Genomic DNA, 16,313 nt, shown 5'->3' with positions numbered 1-16,313 from the left:
GGCTGTCAGGCCCGTTGGCCCGCGATGCCGTTCGGGCGCACCATCAGGACGATGAAGAACAGCAGGTGCGCATAGAGCGCGCCCGCGTTGGAATCGAGGCGCTGCCCCGCGAGCTGCGCCACGCCCAGCGCGATGCCGCCGGCCAGCGCGCCCCAGAACGAGCCCATGCCGCCGATGATCACGACCTCGAAGGCGCCGAGCAGCCGCTCCACGCCCGAGAACGGCGTGAACGAACTGCGCAGCGCCAGCAGCAGCCCCGCCACCGAGGCGAAGGCCAGCGACAGCCCCATGACCACGCCATACACATGGCGCGGCCGCACGCCCATGGTGCGCACGATCTCGCGGTGGTCGGAGGTGGCGCGCACGATCAGGCCGAAGCGCGAGTGCCGCAGCAGCCACTGCAGCGCGCCGAAGGCCAGCACCGCGAGCCCCAGCACCAGCACCGGATACCAGCCGATGCGCAGGCCGCCGATCTCGAAGCCGGCCGTGGCCAGCGCGCCGCCGTCGAGCGCGCGCGGGTCGGCGCCGAACAGCTCGACCATCAGGTTGCGCAGCACCACCGCGATGCCGAAGGTCACCAGCACGGGCGTGAGCGGATCGTCGGTCGCCACCGCGCGGTTGAGCAGCAGCCGCTGCAGCAGGTAGCCGGTGCCGAAGGCGGCCAGCGCCACCGGCACCAGCAGCAGCAGCGGCGACACCTGCGGAAACTGCGCGGCCAGGAACACCGCGAAGTAGGCCGCGAGCACGACGAACTCGCCGTGCGCGAGGTTGACCATGCGCATCACGCCGAAGACCAGCGCCAGCCCGAGGCCGAAGAGCGCATAGAGGCCGCCGAGCAGCACGCCGTTGATGAGGGTTTCGATCCAGGCCATGGTGCTTTTCTCAGTGCCCGAAGTAGGCGTTGGCGATCTGCTGCGCGCTGAAGTCCGACGCGGGGCCGGCCAGCGTGACGCGGCCCTTGAGCAGGCAGTACACGCGCTGCGCGATGCGGCAGGCGCGCGTCACGTCCTGCTCCACGACCAGCAGCGCCGTGCCCTGCGCCTGGATGTCGCCGAAGGCGCGGTAGATCTGCGCGATCACCGCCGGCGCCAGGCCCAGCGAGATCTCGTCGCACAGCATCAGCCGCGGGTTGGCCATCAGCGCGCGGCCGATGCTCACCATCTGCTGCTGGCCGCCCGACAGCCGCGTGGACGGCCGGTGCCTGAACTCGCGCAGGATCGGGAACAGGGCATAGACGGTGGCCAGGTTCCAGTGGCCGGCCCGGCCGCACAGCGCGCCCATGCGCAGGTTCTCCTCCACCGTGAGCGAGGCGAACAGCATCCGGCCCTCGGGCACCAGCGCGATGCCGCGGCGCGCGATGCGCTCGGCCGGCTCGGCCTCGATGGCCTGGCCGTCGAAGCGCACCGTGCCGCGGCTGCGCCGGCCCAGGCCCGCGATGGCGCGGATCAGCGTGGACTTGCCGGCCCCGTTGGCGCCGATCAGCGCCGTGGCCTCGCCCTCGCCCACGTCGAGCGACAGGTCGAACAGCGCCTGCAGGTCGCCATAGTGGCTGCAGAGGTCTCGCACTTCAAGCAGCGGCATGGGCGGCCTCCTCTGCGTCTTCTCCCACGCCCATGTAGATCTCGCGCACCTCGCGGCTGGCCATCGCGGCGGCCGGCGCGTCCTCGAGCAGCTTGCGGCCGAAGTTCAGCACCATGATGCGGTCGGCCACCGCCATCAGCGCCTGCGCGATGTGCTCGATCCAGATCATCGCCACGTCGCGCTTGAGCTCGAGCACGAGCGCGACCAGCAGCTGCACCTCGGCCTCGGTCAGGCCGCCCGCGATCTCGTCGAGCAGCAGCAGGTGCGGCCGGGCCGCGAGGCCCTTGGCCAGCTCGAGCCGCTTGCGGTCGAGCAGCGGCAGCCGGCCCGCGGGCAACTCGGCGCGGTCGGCCAGGCCGGTGCGCTCGAGCACCTCCCAGGCCAGCTGCGCGGCCTGCGCGCGCGGCAGCCGCGCCGCGAAGCTGGCGGCGGCCAGCGCGTTCTCGTAGGCGCTCAGGTGCGCGAAGGGCTGCGGGATCTGGAAGGCGCGCGCCACGCCCAGCCGCGCGCGCGCATCGGCGCGCAGGCCCACCAGCTCGCGGCCCTCGAGCCGGATGCTGCCGGCATCGGGCACGGCCACGCCGGTGATCAGGTTGAACAGCGAGCTCTTGCCGGCCCCGTTGGGGCCGACCACGCCGAGGCACTGGCCGCGCGCGAGCGCGAGCGACACGCCGTCGGCCACCACGATCTCGCCGTAGCGCTTGCACAGGCCGTCGATGACGAGGCAATCGGTCATGCGTCGCGGGCTCAGGCCTTGAGCTGCGACAGCAGCTTGAGTTCGTCTTCCACCGGGATCTGCTTCGCGGTGCTGTTGTGCGTGATCACCAGCTCGTACGGGAACTTCGCGCCCGCGGCGGTCTTGCGCCACTGGCCCGCCACCATCGGCGTGACGGCCACGCTCTTGATCGGGCTGCCCTTGAAGTCGATGCGCCCGACCACCGAGTCGAGCTGCAGATTGGCCAGCGCATCGCGCACCGCCTTCTTGTCTTTTGGATTGGTCGCGTTCTTCAGCGCCGCGATGCCGACCTCGAACAGCGCATGGCCGTAGCCGATGGGCTGGGTCCACTGCTTGCCGGTGGAGCTCTCCCAGTCGGCCGCCAGTGCCTTGGCGCTCTGGCCGGTCAGCGAGGACTTGAACGGGAAGTTGGGCGTCCACCAGACCTCGGTCGACATGCCGTTGCCGGCCGCGCCCAGCGACTCGACCGCGCTCGGGAACAGGAAGGCCGCCGCCATGGTCACCACCTCGGGCCGGTAGCCCGACTGCTGTGCCTGCTTCCAGAAGGTGGCGAAGTGGTTGGCATAGGCGAAGCCCGAGACGATATTCGCGCGCGCCGCCTTGAAGCTCGAGACCTGGTTGCTGAAGTCGTCGGTCGCGATCTTGAAGAAGCCGCCGTTGGTCTCCTTGTAGCCGCGCTGCTTCGCGCCGCCCGGGATGCCGTTGGTCGGATCGGCGAAGGCATGGCCCGGGCCGTTGTCGATGTAGAGCGTGCCCAGCGAGCGCTCCACCTTCAGCGGCTCCCACATGCCAAAGAAGTTCTTCAGCACGTCGTCGGCGCCCCAGAAGAAATGGAACGAGAACGGAAAGCCCTTCTGCGGCGTGGAGCCCCGGCCGAAGGTGATGGCCTGCCACGGGCCCATGGTCGAGACCATCGGCACGCCGTTGACGTCGCAGAGCTGGCCGGCCGCGAGCGCGGCGTCGCTGTCCTGCACCAGCAGCAGGTCGACCTTCTCGCGCAGCAGCAGCTCGCTCGACATCGTGGCGCCGCGGTTGGCATCGGACTGGGTGTCGCGCACCACGATCTCGACCTTGTAATTGGTGCCCGCGATGGTGAGACCGTCCTTCAGCGCGGCGCGCACGCGCTCTAGGCTCCAGGGGTCGGCCTCGCCGAAATTGGCGCGCACGCCCGACAAGGTCGTGAGGTAGCCGATCTTGATCGTCTTAGACTGCGCGTGCGACAGCGCGGGCACGCCGGCAAGCGCGGCCGCGCCGCCGCCGATGACGAGTTGGCGGCGCGTCAGCGCGCCGGAGGCTGCAAAAGGGAAAGCGGCGGGCATGGAATGCTCCTTGGCGATGGAGGATGGACAGGGCCGCATCCTCCCTCCGCGCGCCGGCTCGCCGTTATCGAAAACTGGCAAATCGCAGGCCGCAGCCGCCGCCCTCATTCGGGGCGCAGGTTGACCGACTTGGCGATCGCGCGGTAGCGCTCCACGTCGGCCTGGTAGCCGCGGCGCAGCTCGGCCAGCGTCTGCTCGGGCGCCACCTTGCTGCCGCCGAGCTCGATGGCGCGGCGCAGTTCGGGCTTGCGCATCATCTCGTTGAAGGCCACGTGCAGCCGCTGCTGCGTCTCCTCGGGCACGCGCTGCGACACCTGCGCGCCGGCCCAGAGGCTGTAGACGAAGTCGTCGAGCCCCTTGCTGGCGCGGATCAGCGGAATGGCGCCGAAGCGCTCGTGCGGCGTGGCGGCCGCGATGCCCAGCGCCTTGACCTTGCCGGCGTCCAGCAGGTCGGGCACGTTGCCGGCCAGCGGCGCGAACACCAGGTCGATCTGGCCGCCGAGCAGGTCGTTGATGATCGGCGCGAAGCCCTTGTAGGGCACGTGCAGCATCTTCGTGCCGGTCTGCTGCGTGAAGCGCTCGCCCAGCAGGTGGTAGAGCGAGCCCGGGCCGATGCTGCCGTAGCTCAGCTCCTTGGCGTCGGGCTTGCGCAGCTGCGCGATCAGCTCGTCGACGCTGCCCGGGCCCAGGTCCTTGCGCGCCAGCAGCACCATCGAGGTCACGGCCATCATGCCGATGGGGCGGAAGTCCTCGGCCTTGTAGCGCGCGCTCGCGAGCGTGAGCGGCGTGAGCATCAGCTCCATCGGCGAGCCCATCAGCAGCACCGAGCCGTCGGCCGCGCCGTTGGCGGCCTTCATCACGCCCAGCGATCCGCTGGCGCCGGGCACGTTGTCGATCACGGCCGGCTGGCCCAGCAGCCGCGACAGCTCGGGCGCGGCCAGCCGCGCGTTGATGTCGGAGCCGCCGCCGGCCGGGTAGGGAACGATCAGGTTCAGGGTCTTGCCGGCCAGCCCCTGGGCCAGGACGGAGCCGGCCATGGTGGACAGGCCGGCCGCCAGGCCGGCACCGATCATCGAACGTCTGCGCATGCGCTTTACTCCTCGGGTGGTTGTTGTCTGTTCTCGGAAATTCAGGCCACGGCCAATAGCGGCGAGCGCGCATCGGCGAAGGGCACGGCCTGGTGCCAGCCGTGCGCGAGCCGCAGCACCTCGAGGTCGGCGCCGGGCCGGCCGATCAGCTGCAGGCCCATCGGCAGGCCGCGCGTCGCGCCGTCGGGCGAGAAGCCGGCCGGCACCGCCATCGCGGGCAGGCCCGCGAGCGAGGGGCCGATGGTCACTTCCATCCAGCGGTGGTAGGTGTCCATCGCGCGGCCGCCGACCTCGCGCGGCCAGTGCAGCTCGGCCGGCAGCGGAAAGGCCTGCGCGGCCGGCAGCACCAGCACGTCGAAGCGCTCGAACAGCTTCAGCAGCGTGGCATGCCACCGTGTGCGCGTGACCGCGGCCTCGTGCAGCGCGGGCACGGCCAGCCGCTGGCCCTGCTCGATCTCCCAGCAGGCCTCGGGCTTGAGCTTCGCGCGCAGCGCCGGATCGGCATGCAGGCCCCGCAGCGCGCCGGCCACGATGAAGCCGCGCAGGCGCAGCCAGGCGGTCCACAGCGCGTCGAAGTCGAAATCGGGCACGGCCGGCTCGACCGTGCAGCCCAGGGTGTCGAAGTGGCGCAGCGCCGCCTCGCACAGCGCCATCACGCCGGGGTCCATCGCCAGGTGGCCGCCGAGGTCGCCGAGCCAGGCCACGCGCGTGCCGCGCAGCTCGGCATCGAGCGGCTGCGCGAAGGCCTCGCCGTCGCCGGCCAGGCTCAGCGGCGAGCGCGGATCGTGGCCGGCCTGCACCGACAGCAGCCAGGCCACGTCCTCGGGCGTGCGGCCCATCGGCCCTTCGCAACCCAGTTGCTGGAAGAACAGCTCGGGGCCGGGCCCGGTCGGCACGCGGCCCAGCGAGGGCCGCAGACCGTAGACATGGTTCCAGGCCGCCGGATTGCGCAGCGAACCCATCATGTCGCTGCCGTCGGCCACGGGCAGCATCTGCAGCGCAAGCGCCACCGCGGCACCGCCGCTGCTGCCGCCGGCCGCGCGGTCGAGGTTCCAGGCGTTGCGCGTGGTGCCGAACACCGTGTTGTAGGTGTGCGAGCCCAGGCCGAACTCGGGCGTGTTGCTGCGCCCGACGAAGATCGCGCCGGCGCGGCGCAGCCGCTCGACCATGATCGCGTCGTGCGGCACGAGCTGGTTGGCGAACAGCGGGCTGCCCATGGTGGTGGGAATGCCGGCGGTGGCCACGAAGTCCTTGGGCGCCATCGGAAAGCCGTGCAGCCGGCCCACCGGCTCGCCGCGCGCCAGCTGCTCGTCGCAGGCATCGGCCTCGCGCAGCATCCGTTCGCGCGGCTGCAGCGAGACCAGCGCATTGACCTTCGGGTTGAGGCTCTCGATGCGCGCCAGGCAGGCCTGCATCAGTTCGCGGCACGACAGCTCGCGGCGCTTCAGCGCGGCGGCGAGCGCGCGGGCGCTCGGCAAGGTGGACGGGAAGGACGACATATGGCGATCGACGATAGCGATCGCGCCGCGAAGCGGATATCAAGAATTGGCAAACCTGGCGTGCCGCGGCCCCCGGGATTCCCCTGGGTCGCCCGGTGGGCCCTTCAGTGGTGCATCAGCGCCGCGCCACGCAGCGTCTGCGACGGCAGCTCGCCGAACTGGCGCCGGTAGTCGGTCGCGAACTGGCTCAGGTGCCAGAAGCCCCAGTGCGCCGCGACGTCCTGCACCGAGCCGGCACCGAGGCGCTTGAGCTCGCGCCGCACGCCGTTGAGGCGCAACGCCCTGAGGTAGCGCGCAGGGCTCAGGCCCAGCGTTTCCTGGAAGCAGTAGTTGAGCTTGCGCTGACTCGCGCCGATGCGGCTGCAGACCTCGAGCATCGACAGCGGCTCGTCGGGCCGCGACATCATCAGCTCGCAGGCACGGCGCACCACGCGGCGCTGCGCCTCGGTGGAGCGCAGCTCGCGCAGGTCCACGTCCTCGGGCAGCGCCTCGAGCCAGGCCAGCAGCACGTCGTCGCGCAGCTGCGTGGTGGCGGTCGGGTCGGCGAGCAGAGCGGGCATCGCGTCGAGCGCGGCGAAGGCGCCGAGCAGCGTGCCGCGCAGCGCGCGCATGGTCGCGTCGTCGAAGTGCAGCACCACGCGCCGCGCCAGCCAGGCCGGCGGGCCGCGCTCGTCGAGGCGCTCGGCCAGCAAGCGCAGCAGCGCGTTGTCGACCACGATGCCCATCAGCTCGAAGCCCGGCGGACTGCACAGGTCGAGCTCGTCGCAGCGCCCGACCATCACCGATCCGGTGTCGAGCCGCTGGCCCGAGAAGCGCGCCTCGCCCTCCTGCCGGCAGGTCAGCGCGAAGCCGCAGCACTCCGGATTCATCTCGCCGTGCTGGCGCAGCGCGCGGTTGGTGGTCTCGCGCACCAGCCGCAGGCCCGGCAGCTGCACATGGTCGAGAAAGCCCGCGAAGCTGCCGCCCGAGAGCATGTCGCACTCCAGGTGCCAGCCGCTCTGGCTGCTGGCATAGGCGTCGATGTCGTGCGTGGTCAGGGTCCAGCGCTCGATGGGAAGGCGGGGGGTGGAGGCGGTCTGGCAGTTCATGGCGGATATCCACGGGACGGGGATCCCCTGGACCGAAGCAAGCTCCAGACCAGATTGTTTCGTTGACAACGATCTCAAAGCACCGGGAGAAACCCTCGGCGCCCAGGTCCGAATGCCTTCGGATCCGTGCGCCCCGAAGAGAATGCCTGGCGATCCACGAACGCCAGGAGACTGCATGAGCCCCCAAGCCACCGGCCGGCTTCAAGGAAACGACCTGATCATCGAGCGCAGGTTTCGCGCGCCCATCGACGACGTCTGGGCCAGCGTCACCAGGCCCGAGAAGACCGCCCTCTGGTTCGGGCCCTGGGAAGGCGAGGCCGGCCAGGGCATGACGGTGCGGCTCCAGCTGGTGCACGAAAAGGACCAGCCCTGGACCGACCTGAGGATCGATGCCTGCGAGGCGCCACATCGCCTCGCGGTGGCGACCGTGGACGAGTTCGGTGAGTGGCGCATGGAGCTGACGCTCGCGCAGGAGAACGACGTCACCACGCTGCGCTTCGTGCAGCGACTGAGCGATCCCGCGCTCGCGGCAGAGGTGGGGCCGGGCTGGGAGTACTACCTCGACATGCTGGTCGCCGCGCGCGAGGGCCGCGCGCTGCCGTCCTTCGGCGACTACTACCCCGCGCAGAAGGCCCATTACCTCCAGGGCCTGTAACGCGCTTACTCGAGCTCGCCGCTGGGCTCGAAACCCGAGGTGCTGTCGAACAGCTTCTGCACGAGGGCCTGCAGCACGCGCCGCTCGTCGGCCGTGAGCTGCGCGAACAGCCGCTGCGCGGTGTCGTGCGCGAGCGGCACCATGTCGCGGTAGAGCGCGAGGCCTTCTTCCTCGAGCGAGACGATGACCTTGCGCCGGTCCTCGGCGGAAGGATGCATGTTGGCCAGGCCGAGATCGACCAGCCGATGCTGCGCGCGGCTCACGCGCGCCTTGTCCATGCTGGTCTTGCGCGCGATCTCGAGCGCCGACAGCGCGCCGTACTTGCCGAGCACCACCACGATGCGCCACTCGGGGATCTGCAGCGCGAAGCGGCCGGCGATCGCCTGGCCCACCGACTGGCTCACGCGATTGGCGACCACCGAGAGCTGGAACGGCAGGAAGGTCTCGAGGTCGAAGGCATCTGCGATCGAGCGCGGCGGCGAGGAGTTGCGTGAACGGGGCACGGTGCGAGTGAGGAGGTGGAGTGCGCGGACAGTATAGGAACGCGTTCATCCATCGCGACGATGGACGCACGAGGTTTGCCAGTTTTCGATAACGCGGCGGGGGGTGCGATCCCTATCGTCGCGGCATGGACTATCCCGAACTCGCCCTGCACATCGCCGGCCGATGGCGCACGCAAACCGCGGGCGGCCAGCGCGCCGTCGTCGATCCCGCCACCGAAGCCACTCTCGCGCAACTGCCGCTCGCCAGCCGCGACGAACTCGCGCAGGCCGCCGAGTCCGCGCGCCGCGGCTTCGCGCTCTGGCGCGCGAAGAGTGCGCTCGAGCGCTGCAACATCCTGCGCACCGCCGCGCAGACGATCCGCGACCGGGCGAAGGCCATCGCGCAGGTGCTCACGCTCGAACAGGGCAAGCCGCTGGCCGAGTCGCTGCGCGAGGTCACGCTGTCGGCCGACATCGTCGACTTCCAGGCCGAGGAAGCCAAGCGCCTGTACGGCCGGCTGGTGCCGCCGCGCGTCGAGGGCATCCTCTCGCAGGCGGTCACGCGCCAGCCGGTCGGCCCCGTGGCGGCCTTCACGCCGTGGAACTTCCCGGCCAACCTGCCGACGCGCAAGCTCGCGAGCGCACTGGCCGCGGGCTGCAGCGTGGTCATCAAGCCGGCCGAGGAGACGCCGGGCACCTGCATGCTGCTGGTGCGCGCCTTCCTCGACGCGGGCGTGCCGCCCGATGCGCTCAACATGGTGTGCGGCGATCCGGCCGAGGTGTCCTCGTTCCTCATCGACCATCCCGCGATCGCCAAGGTCTCGTTCACCGGCTCGGTCGCGGTGGGCCAGCTGCTCGGCGAACAGGCGGCGCGCCACGTCAAGCGCTTCACGGGTGAGCTCGGCGGCCACGCGCCGGTGATCGTCTGCGAGGACGCCGACTTCGCGTTCGCGCTCAGGAACTCGATCGCCGCCAAGTTCCGCAACGCGGGCCAGGTCTGCGCCTCGCCGATCCGCTTCTACCTGCCGCGCGCGCGCTTCGATGAATGGGCCGAGGCCTTCGTGCAGGCCGCGCGCGCGCTGCGCATCGGTGCCGGCACCGATCCCGCGACGCAGATGGGCCCGCTCGCGCATGCGCGCCGCATCGAGGACATGCAGCGCTTCGTCGACGATGCCGTCGACCGCGGCGCGCGGCTGCTGTGCGGCGGCCGGCGCATCGCGCGGCCCGGCTACTTCTTCGAGCCCACGGTGATCGCCGATGCGCCCGACGACAGCCGCGTGATGCGCCAGGAGCCCTTCGGCCCGATCGCGGTGCTGCAGCCCTACGACACGCTCGACGAAGCCATCACCGCCGCCAACGCCCTGCCCTACGGCCTCGGCGCCTATGCCTTCACGCGCGACCTGCGGACCGCGCACCGCCTGGGCGAAGCGCTCGAGGCCGGCATGGTCGGCATCAACCACTTCGGCGTCTCGCAGCCCGAGATGCCCTTCGGCGGCTGGAAGCAGAGCGGCATCGGCCAGGAGATGGGCGCCGAGGGCCTGCTGCACTACACCGAACTCAAGACCATCACCGTGGGAGTCCCCGCATGACGACAACAGACATCGACGCACTCAAGGAAGACAACGCCCGCTACCTGTGGCACCCCATGGCCCATCCGCAGACCATGCAGAAGAGCAAGCCCGACATCGTCGCGCGCGGCCAGGGCTGCTGGATCTGGGACGTGGACGGCCACAAGATGCTCGACGGCGTCGGTGGCCTGTGGGCCGCGAACCTGGGCCACAGCAACCAGGCCGTGCGCGACGCCATCGTCGCGCAGCTCGACGAGCTGCCCTTCTACAACGTGTTCCGCGGCACCACGCATCCGCGCGCGATCGAGCTGTCGAAGCGCATCGTGCAGACGATGGAACCCGACGGCGTGGCCGCGGTGTTCTTCAGCAACGGCGGCTCCGACGCGGTGGAGGGCGCGCTCAAGCTCGCGCGCCAGTACTGGAAGCTGCAGGGCCAGGCCGACCGCCACAAGTTCATCGCGCTGCGCCAGGGCTACCACGGCGTGCACTTCGGCGGCATGAGCGTGAACGGCAACCTCAACTTCCGCCGCGCCTACGAGCCCCTGCTGCCCGGCTGCTTCCACGTCGACACGCCGTGGCTCTACCGCAATCCCTACACGCAGGACCCCGAGGCGCTCGGCGAGATCTGCGCCACGCTGCTCGAGCGCGAGATCCAGTTCCAGGGGCCCGATACCGTGGCCGCCTTCATCGCCGAGCCGATCCAGGGCGCCGGCGGCGTGATCGTGCCGCCGCCCAACTACTGGCCGCGCGTGCGCGAGATCTGCGACAGGTACGGCGTGCTGCTGATCGCTGACGAGGTCGTCACCGGCTTCGGCCGCGGCGGCGCGCTGTTCGGCACGCGGCTGTGGAACGTCAAGGCCGACCTCTGGTGCCTGGCCAAGGGCATCTCCTCGGGCTACGTGCCGCTGGGCGCCACCGCCATCGGCGCCAAGGTGGCCGAGGTCTTCCTCGACGACCCCACGGGCCAGGCCGCGGTGGGCCATGGCTACACCTACAGCGCGCATCCGGTGGCCGCGGCCGCGGCGCTCGCCACGCTCGACCAGATCGAGGCACTCGACGTGCCCGGCAACGCGGCGCGCGTGGGCGCGCATTTCCAGGCGCGCGTGCGGCCCTTCGTCGACCGCTTCAGCTTCGTGGGCGACGTGCGCGGCATGGGCCTGATGCTCGGCATCGAGATGGTGGCCGACAAGGCCACGCGCACCACGCTGCCGCGCGGCAACCCGATCGCCGCGAAGGTGGCGCAGGCGGCCTACAAGCGCGGTCTCATGGTGCGCATCTCGGGCCCGAACCTGATCCTGTCGCCGCCGCTGGTCATCACGCGCGAGGAAGTCGACTACATGGTCGATGCGCTCGAGGGCGCCTTCGCCGACGTGGAAGCCACGCTGTGAGCAAGGTGCCGACCGTCCTGCTGATCGGCACCGCCGACACCAAGAGCGCCGAGCTGCTGTTCATGCGCGAGTGCATCGAGGCCGGCGGCGGCCGCGTGGCGGTGATGGACGTGGGCGTGCTCGACGGCGCGCCCTTCGTGCCCGAGATCACGAATGCCGAGGTGGCCACGGCTGCCGGCCGCAGCGTGGCCGAGGTGGCGGCCAGCGGCGACGAGAACAGCGCCATGACCCTGATGGCGCGCGGCGCCGCCAGGCTGGCCGCGCGCTGGCATGCCGAGGGCCGCATCGACGGCCTGCTGGCGCTCGGCGGCACCATGGGCACCGATCTCGCGCTCGAGGTGGCGCAGGCGCTGCCACTGGGCGTGCCGAAGGTGGTGGTCTCGACTATCGCCTACTCGCACCTGCTGCCGCCCGAACGCATACCGCCCGACCTGATCATGGTGCTGTGGGCCGGCGGCCTCTACGGCCTCAACAGCCTGTGCCGCTCGGCCCTGAGTCAGGCCGCGGGCGCGGTGCTCGGCGCCTGCCGCCAGGCGCGCGCGCCGGCCTTCGAGCGGCCGCTGGTCGGCATGACCTCGCTGGGCTCGAGCGCGCTGACCTACATGAAGACGCTCAAGCCCGCGCTCGAGGCGCGCGGCTACGAGGTCGCGGTGTTCCACACCACCGGCATGGGCGGGCGCGCCTTCGAGGCGCTGGCCGCCGAGGGCCGCTTCTGCGCCGTGATGGACTTCAGCCTGCAGGAACTGGCGAACCAGCTCGGCGGCTCCTGCGTGACCGCGGGGCCCGACCGGCTGCTGGGCGCCGGCCGCGCCGGCACGCCGCAGATCGTGGCGCCGGGCGCCATCGACATGCTCGATTTCCCGGCCTGGCAACCCACGCCCCGAGGCCTCGAAGGCCGGCCGGCCCACACGCACAACCGGCTGCTGGCCTCGGCGCTCAGCGCGCCCGCGTTCCGGCGCGGCGTGGCGACCGAGATCGCGAGCCGCCTGGCGCGCGCGGAAGGCGCCACCTGCGTGCTGCTGCCGCTGAAGGGCATCGAGGGCTGGGACCGGCCCGGCGAGCCGCTGCACGATCCCGAGGGCCTGGCCGCCTTCACCGGCGCGCTGCGCGACAGCGTCGGCGCCACGCGCATGATCGAGCTCGACGCGCACATCAACGACGCCGCCTTCTGCGAGGCCGCGCTGCGGGTGTTCGATGCCTGGGTCGCCGACGGCACCGTGCCCGCGGGGAGGCCGGCATGAGCACCGAGCACGCAACGCAAGCCCTGGTGCTCGACTTCGGCGGCGTCATCAGCCGCACGCTGTTCGAGACCCATGCGCTGACCGAGGAAGCGCTCGCGCTGCCGCGCGGCACGCTGACCTGGCGCGGCCCCTTCGACCTCGCGAGCGATCCGCTGTGGCGCGACATGCAGGCCGACAAGCTCTCGGAGCGCGACTACTGGATGGCGCGCACCCGCGAGGTCGGCGCGCTGGTGGGCGAGCGCTGGGAGGCGATGGAGACCTTCGTGCAACGCGCGCGCGGCGCTGATCCCGAGGCCGCGATCCGGCCCGAGGCGCTGGCCGCGATCGAAGCCGCGCGCCGCGCGGGCTGCCGGCTCGCGATCCTCTCGAACGAGCTCGACCTGTTCTACGGCGCCGACTTCCGCCGCCGCCTGCCCTTCATGGCGGCCTTCGACGTGGTGGTCGACGCCACCCACACCGGCATCCTCAAGCCCGATGCGCGCGCCTACCGGCAGTGCCTCGACGAACTCGGCCTGCCGGCAGAGGCCTGCGTGTTCGTCGACGACCAACTGCGCAACATCGCCGGCGCCGAGCGCGTGGGCCTGCGCTGCGTGCACTTCGACGTGATGCAGCCCGCCGCGAGCTACGCGCAGGCCCTCGCGCTGCTGGGCATTCCCTCTTCCTCTTCGCAACGACCATGACCCCGACCTTCGAACCCACCGTGCCGCGCGAACGCGTGCAGGCCCTGATGCGCGCCGAGCAGGAGCGCTACGCGCGCACCCATGCGCGATCCGGTGAACTCTTCGCGCAAGGCCAGCAGGCCTGGCTCTACGGCGCACCCTCGCACTGGATGCGCCGCTGGATCGGCGGCTGGCCGCTCTACGTGCAGGACGCGAAGCTGCCCTACGGCGCGCGCTTCGTCGACGTCGACGGCCACGGCTATGCCGACTTCTGCCTCGGCGACACCGGCGGCATGTGCGGCCATGGCCACCCCGCGGTGGTCCAGGCACTGGCGCGGCAGGCGCGCATCGGCAGCTCGCTGATGCTGCCCACCGACGACGCGGCCTGGGTCGGCGAGGAACTCTCGCGCCGCTTCGGCCTGCCCTACTGGAACCTCACGACCTCGGCCTCAGACGCCAACCGCGCCTGCATCCGGCTCGCGCGCATGGTCACGGGCCGGCCGCGCGTGCTGGTGTTCTCGGGCTGCTACCACGGCTCGGTCGAAGAGGCGCACGTCGAGCTGCGCGATGGCACCGTCGCGATGCGCAACGACATCCATCCCAACGGCTTTCCGCACGACCGCCTGTCGGCCGTGGTCGAGTTCAACGACCTGCCCGCGCTCGAACGCGCGCTGCGCGCGGGCGACGTGGCCTGCGTGCTGGCCGAGCCGGCCATGACCAACTACGGAATGATCGCGCCCGCGCCCGGCTTCCACGATGCGCTGCGCCGCCTCACGCGCGAGACCGGCACCCTGCTGGTCATCGACGAGACCCACACCATCTCGAGCGGCCCCGGCGGCTACACGCGCGCGCACGGCCTCGCGCCCGACATGTTCGTGATCGGCAAGGCCATCGCCGGCGGCATTCCCGCCGCGGCCTTCGGCCTCAGCGCCGAAACCGCCGAGCGCGTGTGGCAGGTGCTGCCCAAGCTGCATCCGACCAAGCGGCAGTCGGCGCACGCCGGCTTCGGCGGCACCTTGGCCGGCAATGCACTCACCGTGGCCGTGATGCGCGCGGTGCTGTCGCAGGTGCTGACGCCCAAGGCCTTCGATCGCATGCTCGCGCTCGCCGAGCGGCTGGCCGATGGCGTGAACGCGAGCATCGCCAAAGCCGGCCTGCCCTGGCACGCGACCCAGGTCGGCGCGCGCGTCGAGACCCTGTTCTGCCCCGACGCGCCGCGCAACGCCGCCGACGTGCGGCGCACGCGCGACGGCGAGCTCGAGGCGCTGCTGCACCTCTACATGATGAACCGCGGCGTGCTGATCACGCCCTTCCACAACATGATGCTGTGCTGCCCCGGCACCACCGAACGCGAAGTGGACGAGCACGATGCGGCCTTTGCCGATTTCGCGCGGGAGTGCAGCGCATGAGCGGCAACGATCCCTTCGGTCTGCAGGGCAAGGTCGCGCTGGTCACCGGCGGCGGACGCGGCATCGGCGCCGCGATCGCGCAGGCCTTCGCCGAGGCCGGCGCCTCGGTGCTGATCGCCAACCGCACCGGCAGCGCCGGCGAGGCCGTGGCGGCCGAGCTGCGCGCGCGCGGCTTCGCCGTGCAGGCACTGGCCTGCGACATCGGCCGGCGCGACGAGGCCGAGCGCGCGGTGGCCGAGGCGGTGCGCGTTTTCGGCGCGCTCGACATCGTGGTCCACAACGCCGCCGTCAATCCCTGGGCCGCCATCGATGCCATGAGCGACGAACAGCTCGAGCGCACGCTGGCCGTGAACCTCAAGGCCTGCTTCTGGCTCGCGCAGGCGGCGGTGCCGCACCTGCGCGCGCGCGGCGGCGGACGGCTGCTCGTCACCTCCTCCGTGACCGGCCCGCGCGTCGCGATGCCCGGCAGCGCCCACTACGCGGCCAGCAAGGCAGGCGTCAACGGCTTCATCCGCAGCGCCGCGCTCGAGTACGCGCGCGAGGGCATCACCGTCAACGGCGTCGAGCCCGGCTACATCGCCAAGCAGGGCGGCTCGCTGCTGTCCGATCCCGCGAAGGCCGCGCGCATCGCGCGCCACATCCCGATCGGCGAGCTGGGCCGGCCCGAGGACATCGCCCTGGCGATGCGCTTCCTGGCGAGCCCCGCCGCGCGCTACATCACCGGGCAGACGCTCGTGGTCGACGGCGGCTCGACCCTGCCCGAGAGCCCCTTCTTCGCGGAGCAGGCATGAGCAACGGAAGGTTGCAAGGCAAGGCCTGCCTCGTCGTCGGCGCCGCGAGCGGCATCGGCGCCGCGGTGGCCGCGCGCTTCGCGAGCGAGGGCGCGCGCGTCGCGGTCGCCGGCTGGCCACGGCCGCAACCGGTGGGCGACGGACCCGCGCTCGACTGCGACGTGACCGACGACGCCGCCGTGCGCGCGACCGTGGCCGCGGTGCTCGCGGCCTTCGGCCGCATCGACGTGCTCGTGAACTGCGCCGGCATCGTGCGCAACGACGACGCGGCCGACATCGACGACGAGGACTGGCGGCGGCTGCACGAGGTCAACCTCGGCGGCACCATGCGCTGCCAGCGCGCGGTGCTGCCGGGCATGGTGGCGCAAGGCGGCGGCGCGATCGTCAACATCGCCTCGGTGGCGGCCTTCAATGCCGGCGCCGGCATGGCGAGCTATGCCGCCAGCAAGGCCGGCGTGGTCGCGCTCACGCGCTCGGCCGCGCAGGCCTACGGACCGCGCGGCGTGCGCGTCAACGCCCTGTGCCCCGGCTGGGTCGACACGCCGATGAGCCGACAGGAGATGCGCGAGCTCGCGGCCGAGCACGGCATCTCCGAGGAAGCCGCGCATGCACGCACCGTGGCGCGCATCGCGCTCGGGCGCATGGCCTCGGCCGAGGAGATGGCGGGCGCGTGCCTGTTCCTCGCGAGCGACGAGGCGTCGTTCGTGACGGGTGCGGCGCTGGTGGCGGATGGGGGGGCGCGGGTGCCGGCGTCGGCGCGGGCGGGGTAGCGCGACACGCCTATTGCGTTTTGCTATGGAGCGTATCGC

16 protein-coding genes are annotated in these 16,313 nt (G+C 71.6%); 8 read left to right on the top strand and 8 right to left on the bottom strand.

Annotated features, from left to right (window positions below; genetic code table 11):
* Positions 1-5: 5 nt before the first annotated feature.
* From ACEN9J_RS31765 to ACEN9J_RS31735, 7 genes are all read right to left on the bottom strand, one after another.
* Complete coding sequence (locus ACEN9J_RS31765; protein ID WP_057590101.1) at positions 6-872, bottom strand: branched-chain amino acid ABC transporter permease; 867 nt, start codon at positions 870-872, stop codon at positions 6-8.
* Positions 873-882: 10 nt separating this feature from the next.
* Complete coding sequence (locus ACEN9J_RS31760) at positions 883-1,581, bottom strand: ABC transporter ATP-binding protein (RefSeq protein ID WP_413765270.1); 699 nt, start codon at positions 1,579-1,581, stop codon at positions 883-885.
* Positions 1,568-2,317 carry an ABC transporter ATP-binding protein gene (locus ACEN9J_RS31755; protein ID WP_057590103.1) on the bottom strand — a complete coding sequence of 250 codons (750 nt, stop codon included), beginning with the start codon at positions 2,315-2,317 and terminating at the stop codon, positions 1,568-1,570. The genes ACEN9J_RS31760 and ACEN9J_RS31755 overlap by 14 nt, the downstream gene beginning before the upstream one ends.
* A gap of 11 nt (positions 2,318-2,328) precedes the next feature.
* Entirely contained in the window at positions 2,329-3,636 is a 1,308-nt protein-coding gene (locus tag ACEN9J_RS31750; RefSeq protein WP_064262180.1) for an ABC transporter substrate-binding protein, read from the bottom strand.
* Between the two features lie 104 nt (positions 3,637-3,740).
* Positions 3,741-4,724: a Bug family tripartite tricarboxylate transporter substrate binding protein gene (locus ACEN9J_RS31745; RefSeq protein ID WP_057598043.1), complete on the bottom strand. Its 984-nt coding sequence runs from the start codon at positions 4,722-4,724 to the stop codon at positions 3,741-3,743.
* Positions 4,725-4,765: 41 nt separating this feature from the next.
* Entirely contained in the window at positions 4,766-6,202 is a 1,437-nt protein-coding gene (locus tag ACEN9J_RS31740) for an amidase (RefSeq protein WP_412180061.1), read from the bottom strand.
* Positions 6,203-6,327: 125 nt separating this feature from the next.
* Positions 6,328-7,311 (bottom strand): helix-turn-helix domain-containing protein, encoded by a 984-nt coding sequence (locus ACEN9J_RS31735; RefSeq protein ID WP_413765269.1) that lies wholly within the window; start codon positions 7,309-7,311, stop codon positions 6,328-6,330.
* Positions 7,312-7,486: 175 nt separating this feature from the next.
* On the opposite strand from ACEN9J_RS31735, the gene ACEN9J_RS31730 reads away from it, so the two are divergent.
* A complete protein-coding gene (locus tag ACEN9J_RS31730; protein ID WP_057590107.1) occupies positions 7,487-7,966 on the top strand; it encodes an SRPBCC family protein in 480 nt (159 codons plus the stop codon).
* Positions 7,967-7,971: 5 nt separating this feature from the next.
* On the opposite strand, the gene ACEN9J_RS31725 is transcribed toward ACEN9J_RS31730, so the two are convergent.
* Complete coding sequence (locus tag ACEN9J_RS31725) at positions 7,972-8,469, bottom strand: MarR family winged helix-turn-helix transcriptional regulator (protein ID WP_057590108.1); 498 nt, start codon at positions 8,467-8,469, stop codon at positions 7,972-7,974.
* A 125-nt stretch (positions 8,470-8,594) separates the two neighbouring features.
* Here ACEN9J_RS31725 and ACEN9J_RS31720 point away from each other — a divergent pair, with 125 nt between their 5' ends.
* Genes ACEN9J_RS31720 through ACEN9J_RS31690 form a run of 7 tightly spaced genes read left to right on the top strand, consistent with a single transcriptional unit; the run spans position 8,595 to position 16,274 of the window.
* Complete coding sequence (locus ACEN9J_RS31720; protein ID WP_261214640.1) at positions 8,595-10,037, top strand: NAD-dependent succinate-semialdehyde dehydrogenase; 1,443 nt, start codon at positions 8,595-8,597, stop codon at positions 10,035-10,037.
* Entirely contained in the window at positions 10,034-11,404 is a 1,371-nt protein-coding gene (locus ACEN9J_RS31715; protein WP_261214642.1) for an aminotransferase class III-fold pyridoxal phosphate-dependent enzyme, read from the top strand. The genes ACEN9J_RS31720 and ACEN9J_RS31715 overlap by 4 nt, the downstream gene beginning before the upstream one ends.
* Positions 11,401-12,645 (top strand): Tm-1-like ATP-binding domain-containing protein, encoded by a 1,245-nt coding sequence (locus tag ACEN9J_RS31710; RefSeq protein WP_413765268.1) that lies wholly within the window; start codon positions 11,401-11,403, stop codon positions 12,643-12,645. The genes ACEN9J_RS31715 and ACEN9J_RS31710 overlap by 4 nt, the downstream gene beginning before the upstream one ends.
* Entirely contained in the window at positions 12,642-13,325 is a 684-nt protein-coding gene (locus ACEN9J_RS31705; protein WP_296723246.1) for an HAD-IA family hydrolase, read from the top strand. Before ACEN9J_RS31710 ends, ACEN9J_RS31705 begins: the two co-directional genes overlap by 4 nt.
* Positions 13,322-14,713 (top strand): transaminase, encoded by a 1,392-nt coding sequence (locus tag ACEN9J_RS31700; protein ID WP_413765267.1) that lies wholly within the window; start codon positions 13,322-13,324, stop codon positions 14,711-14,713. Before ACEN9J_RS31705 ends, ACEN9J_RS31700 begins: the two co-directional genes overlap by 4 nt.
* Positions 14,710-15,504, top strand: coding sequence for an SDR family oxidoreductase (locus ACEN9J_RS31695; RefSeq protein ID WP_413765266.1), 795 nt, complete (start codon positions 14,710-14,712; stop codon positions 15,502-15,504). The genes ACEN9J_RS31700 and ACEN9J_RS31695 overlap by 4 nt, the downstream gene beginning before the upstream one ends.
* Positions 15,501-16,274, top strand: a complete 774-nt coding sequence (locus ACEN9J_RS31690) for an SDR family NAD(P)-dependent oxidoreductase (RefSeq protein ID WP_413765265.1) — start codon at positions 15,501-15,503, stop codon at positions 16,272-16,274. The genes ACEN9J_RS31695 and ACEN9J_RS31690 overlap by 4 nt, the downstream gene beginning before the upstream one ends.
* The last annotated feature ends 39 nt before the right edge of the window (positions 16,275-16,313 follow it).

This window comes from Variovorax sp. Varisp41 (genome assembly GCF_047325085.1).
Taxonomy (GTDB): Bacteria; Pseudomonadota; Gammaproteobacteria; order Burkholderiales; family Burkholderiaceae_C; genus Variovorax.
The sequence above is the reverse complement of the archived record's forward strand: the minus strand, read 5'-3'. Positions and strand labels throughout refer to the sequence as shown.

What these genes read in the sequence shown, in the direction of transcription:
- ACEN9J_RS31765 (WP_057590101.1), bottom strand. Translation starts at nt 872, where the DNA reads ATGGCCTGGATCGAAACCCTCATCAACGGCGTGCTGCTCGGCGGCCTC.
- ACEN9J_RS31760 (WP_413765270.1), bottom strand. Translation starts at nt 1,581, where the DNA reads ATGCCGCTGCTTGAAGTGCGAGACCTCTGCAGCCACTATGGCGACCTG.
- ACEN9J_RS31755 (WP_057590103.1), bottom strand. Translation starts at nt 2,317, where the DNA reads ATGACCGATTGCCTCGTCATCGACGGCCTGTGCAAGCGCTACGGCGAG.
- ACEN9J_RS31750 (WP_064262180.1), bottom strand. Translation starts at nt 3,636, where the DNA reads ATGCCCGCCGCTTTCCCTTTTGCAGCCTCCGGCGCGCTGACGCGCCGC.
- ACEN9J_RS31745 (WP_057598043.1), bottom strand. Translation starts at nt 4,724, where the DNA reads ATGCGCAGACGTTCGATGATCGGTGCCGGCCTGGCGGCCGGCCTGTCC.
- ACEN9J_RS31735 (WP_413765269.1), bottom strand. Translation starts at nt 7,311, where the DNA reads ATGAACTGCCAGACCGCCTCCACCCCCCGCCTTCCCATCGAGCGCTGG.
- ACEN9J_RS31730 (WP_057590107.1), top strand. Translation starts at nt 7,487, where the DNA reads ATGAGCCCCCAAGCCACCGGCCGGCTTCAAGGAAACGACCTGATCATC.
- ACEN9J_RS31720 (WP_261214640.1), top strand. Translation starts at nt 8,595, where the DNA reads ATGGACTATCCCGAACTCGCCCTGCACATCGCCGGCCGATGGCGCACG.
- ACEN9J_RS31715 (WP_261214642.1), top strand. Translation starts at nt 10,034, where the DNA reads ATGACGACAACAGACATCGACGCACTCAAGGAAGACAACGCCCGCTAC.
- ACEN9J_RS31705 (WP_296723246.1), top strand. Translation starts at nt 12,642, where the DNA reads ATGAGCACCGAGCACGCAACGCAAGCCCTGGTGCTCGACTTCGGCGGC.
- ACEN9J_RS31700 (WP_413765267.1), top strand. Translation starts at nt 13,322, where the DNA reads ATGACCCCGACCTTCGAACCCACCGTGCCGCGCGAACGCGTGCAGGCC.
- ACEN9J_RS31695 (WP_413765266.1), top strand. Translation starts at nt 14,710, where the DNA reads ATGAGCGGCAACGATCCCTTCGGTCTGCAGGGCAAGGTCGCGCTGGTC.
- ACEN9J_RS31690 (WP_413765265.1), top strand. Translation starts at nt 15,501, where the DNA reads ATGAGCAACGGAAGGTTGCAAGGCAAGGCCTGCCTCGTCGTCGGCGCC.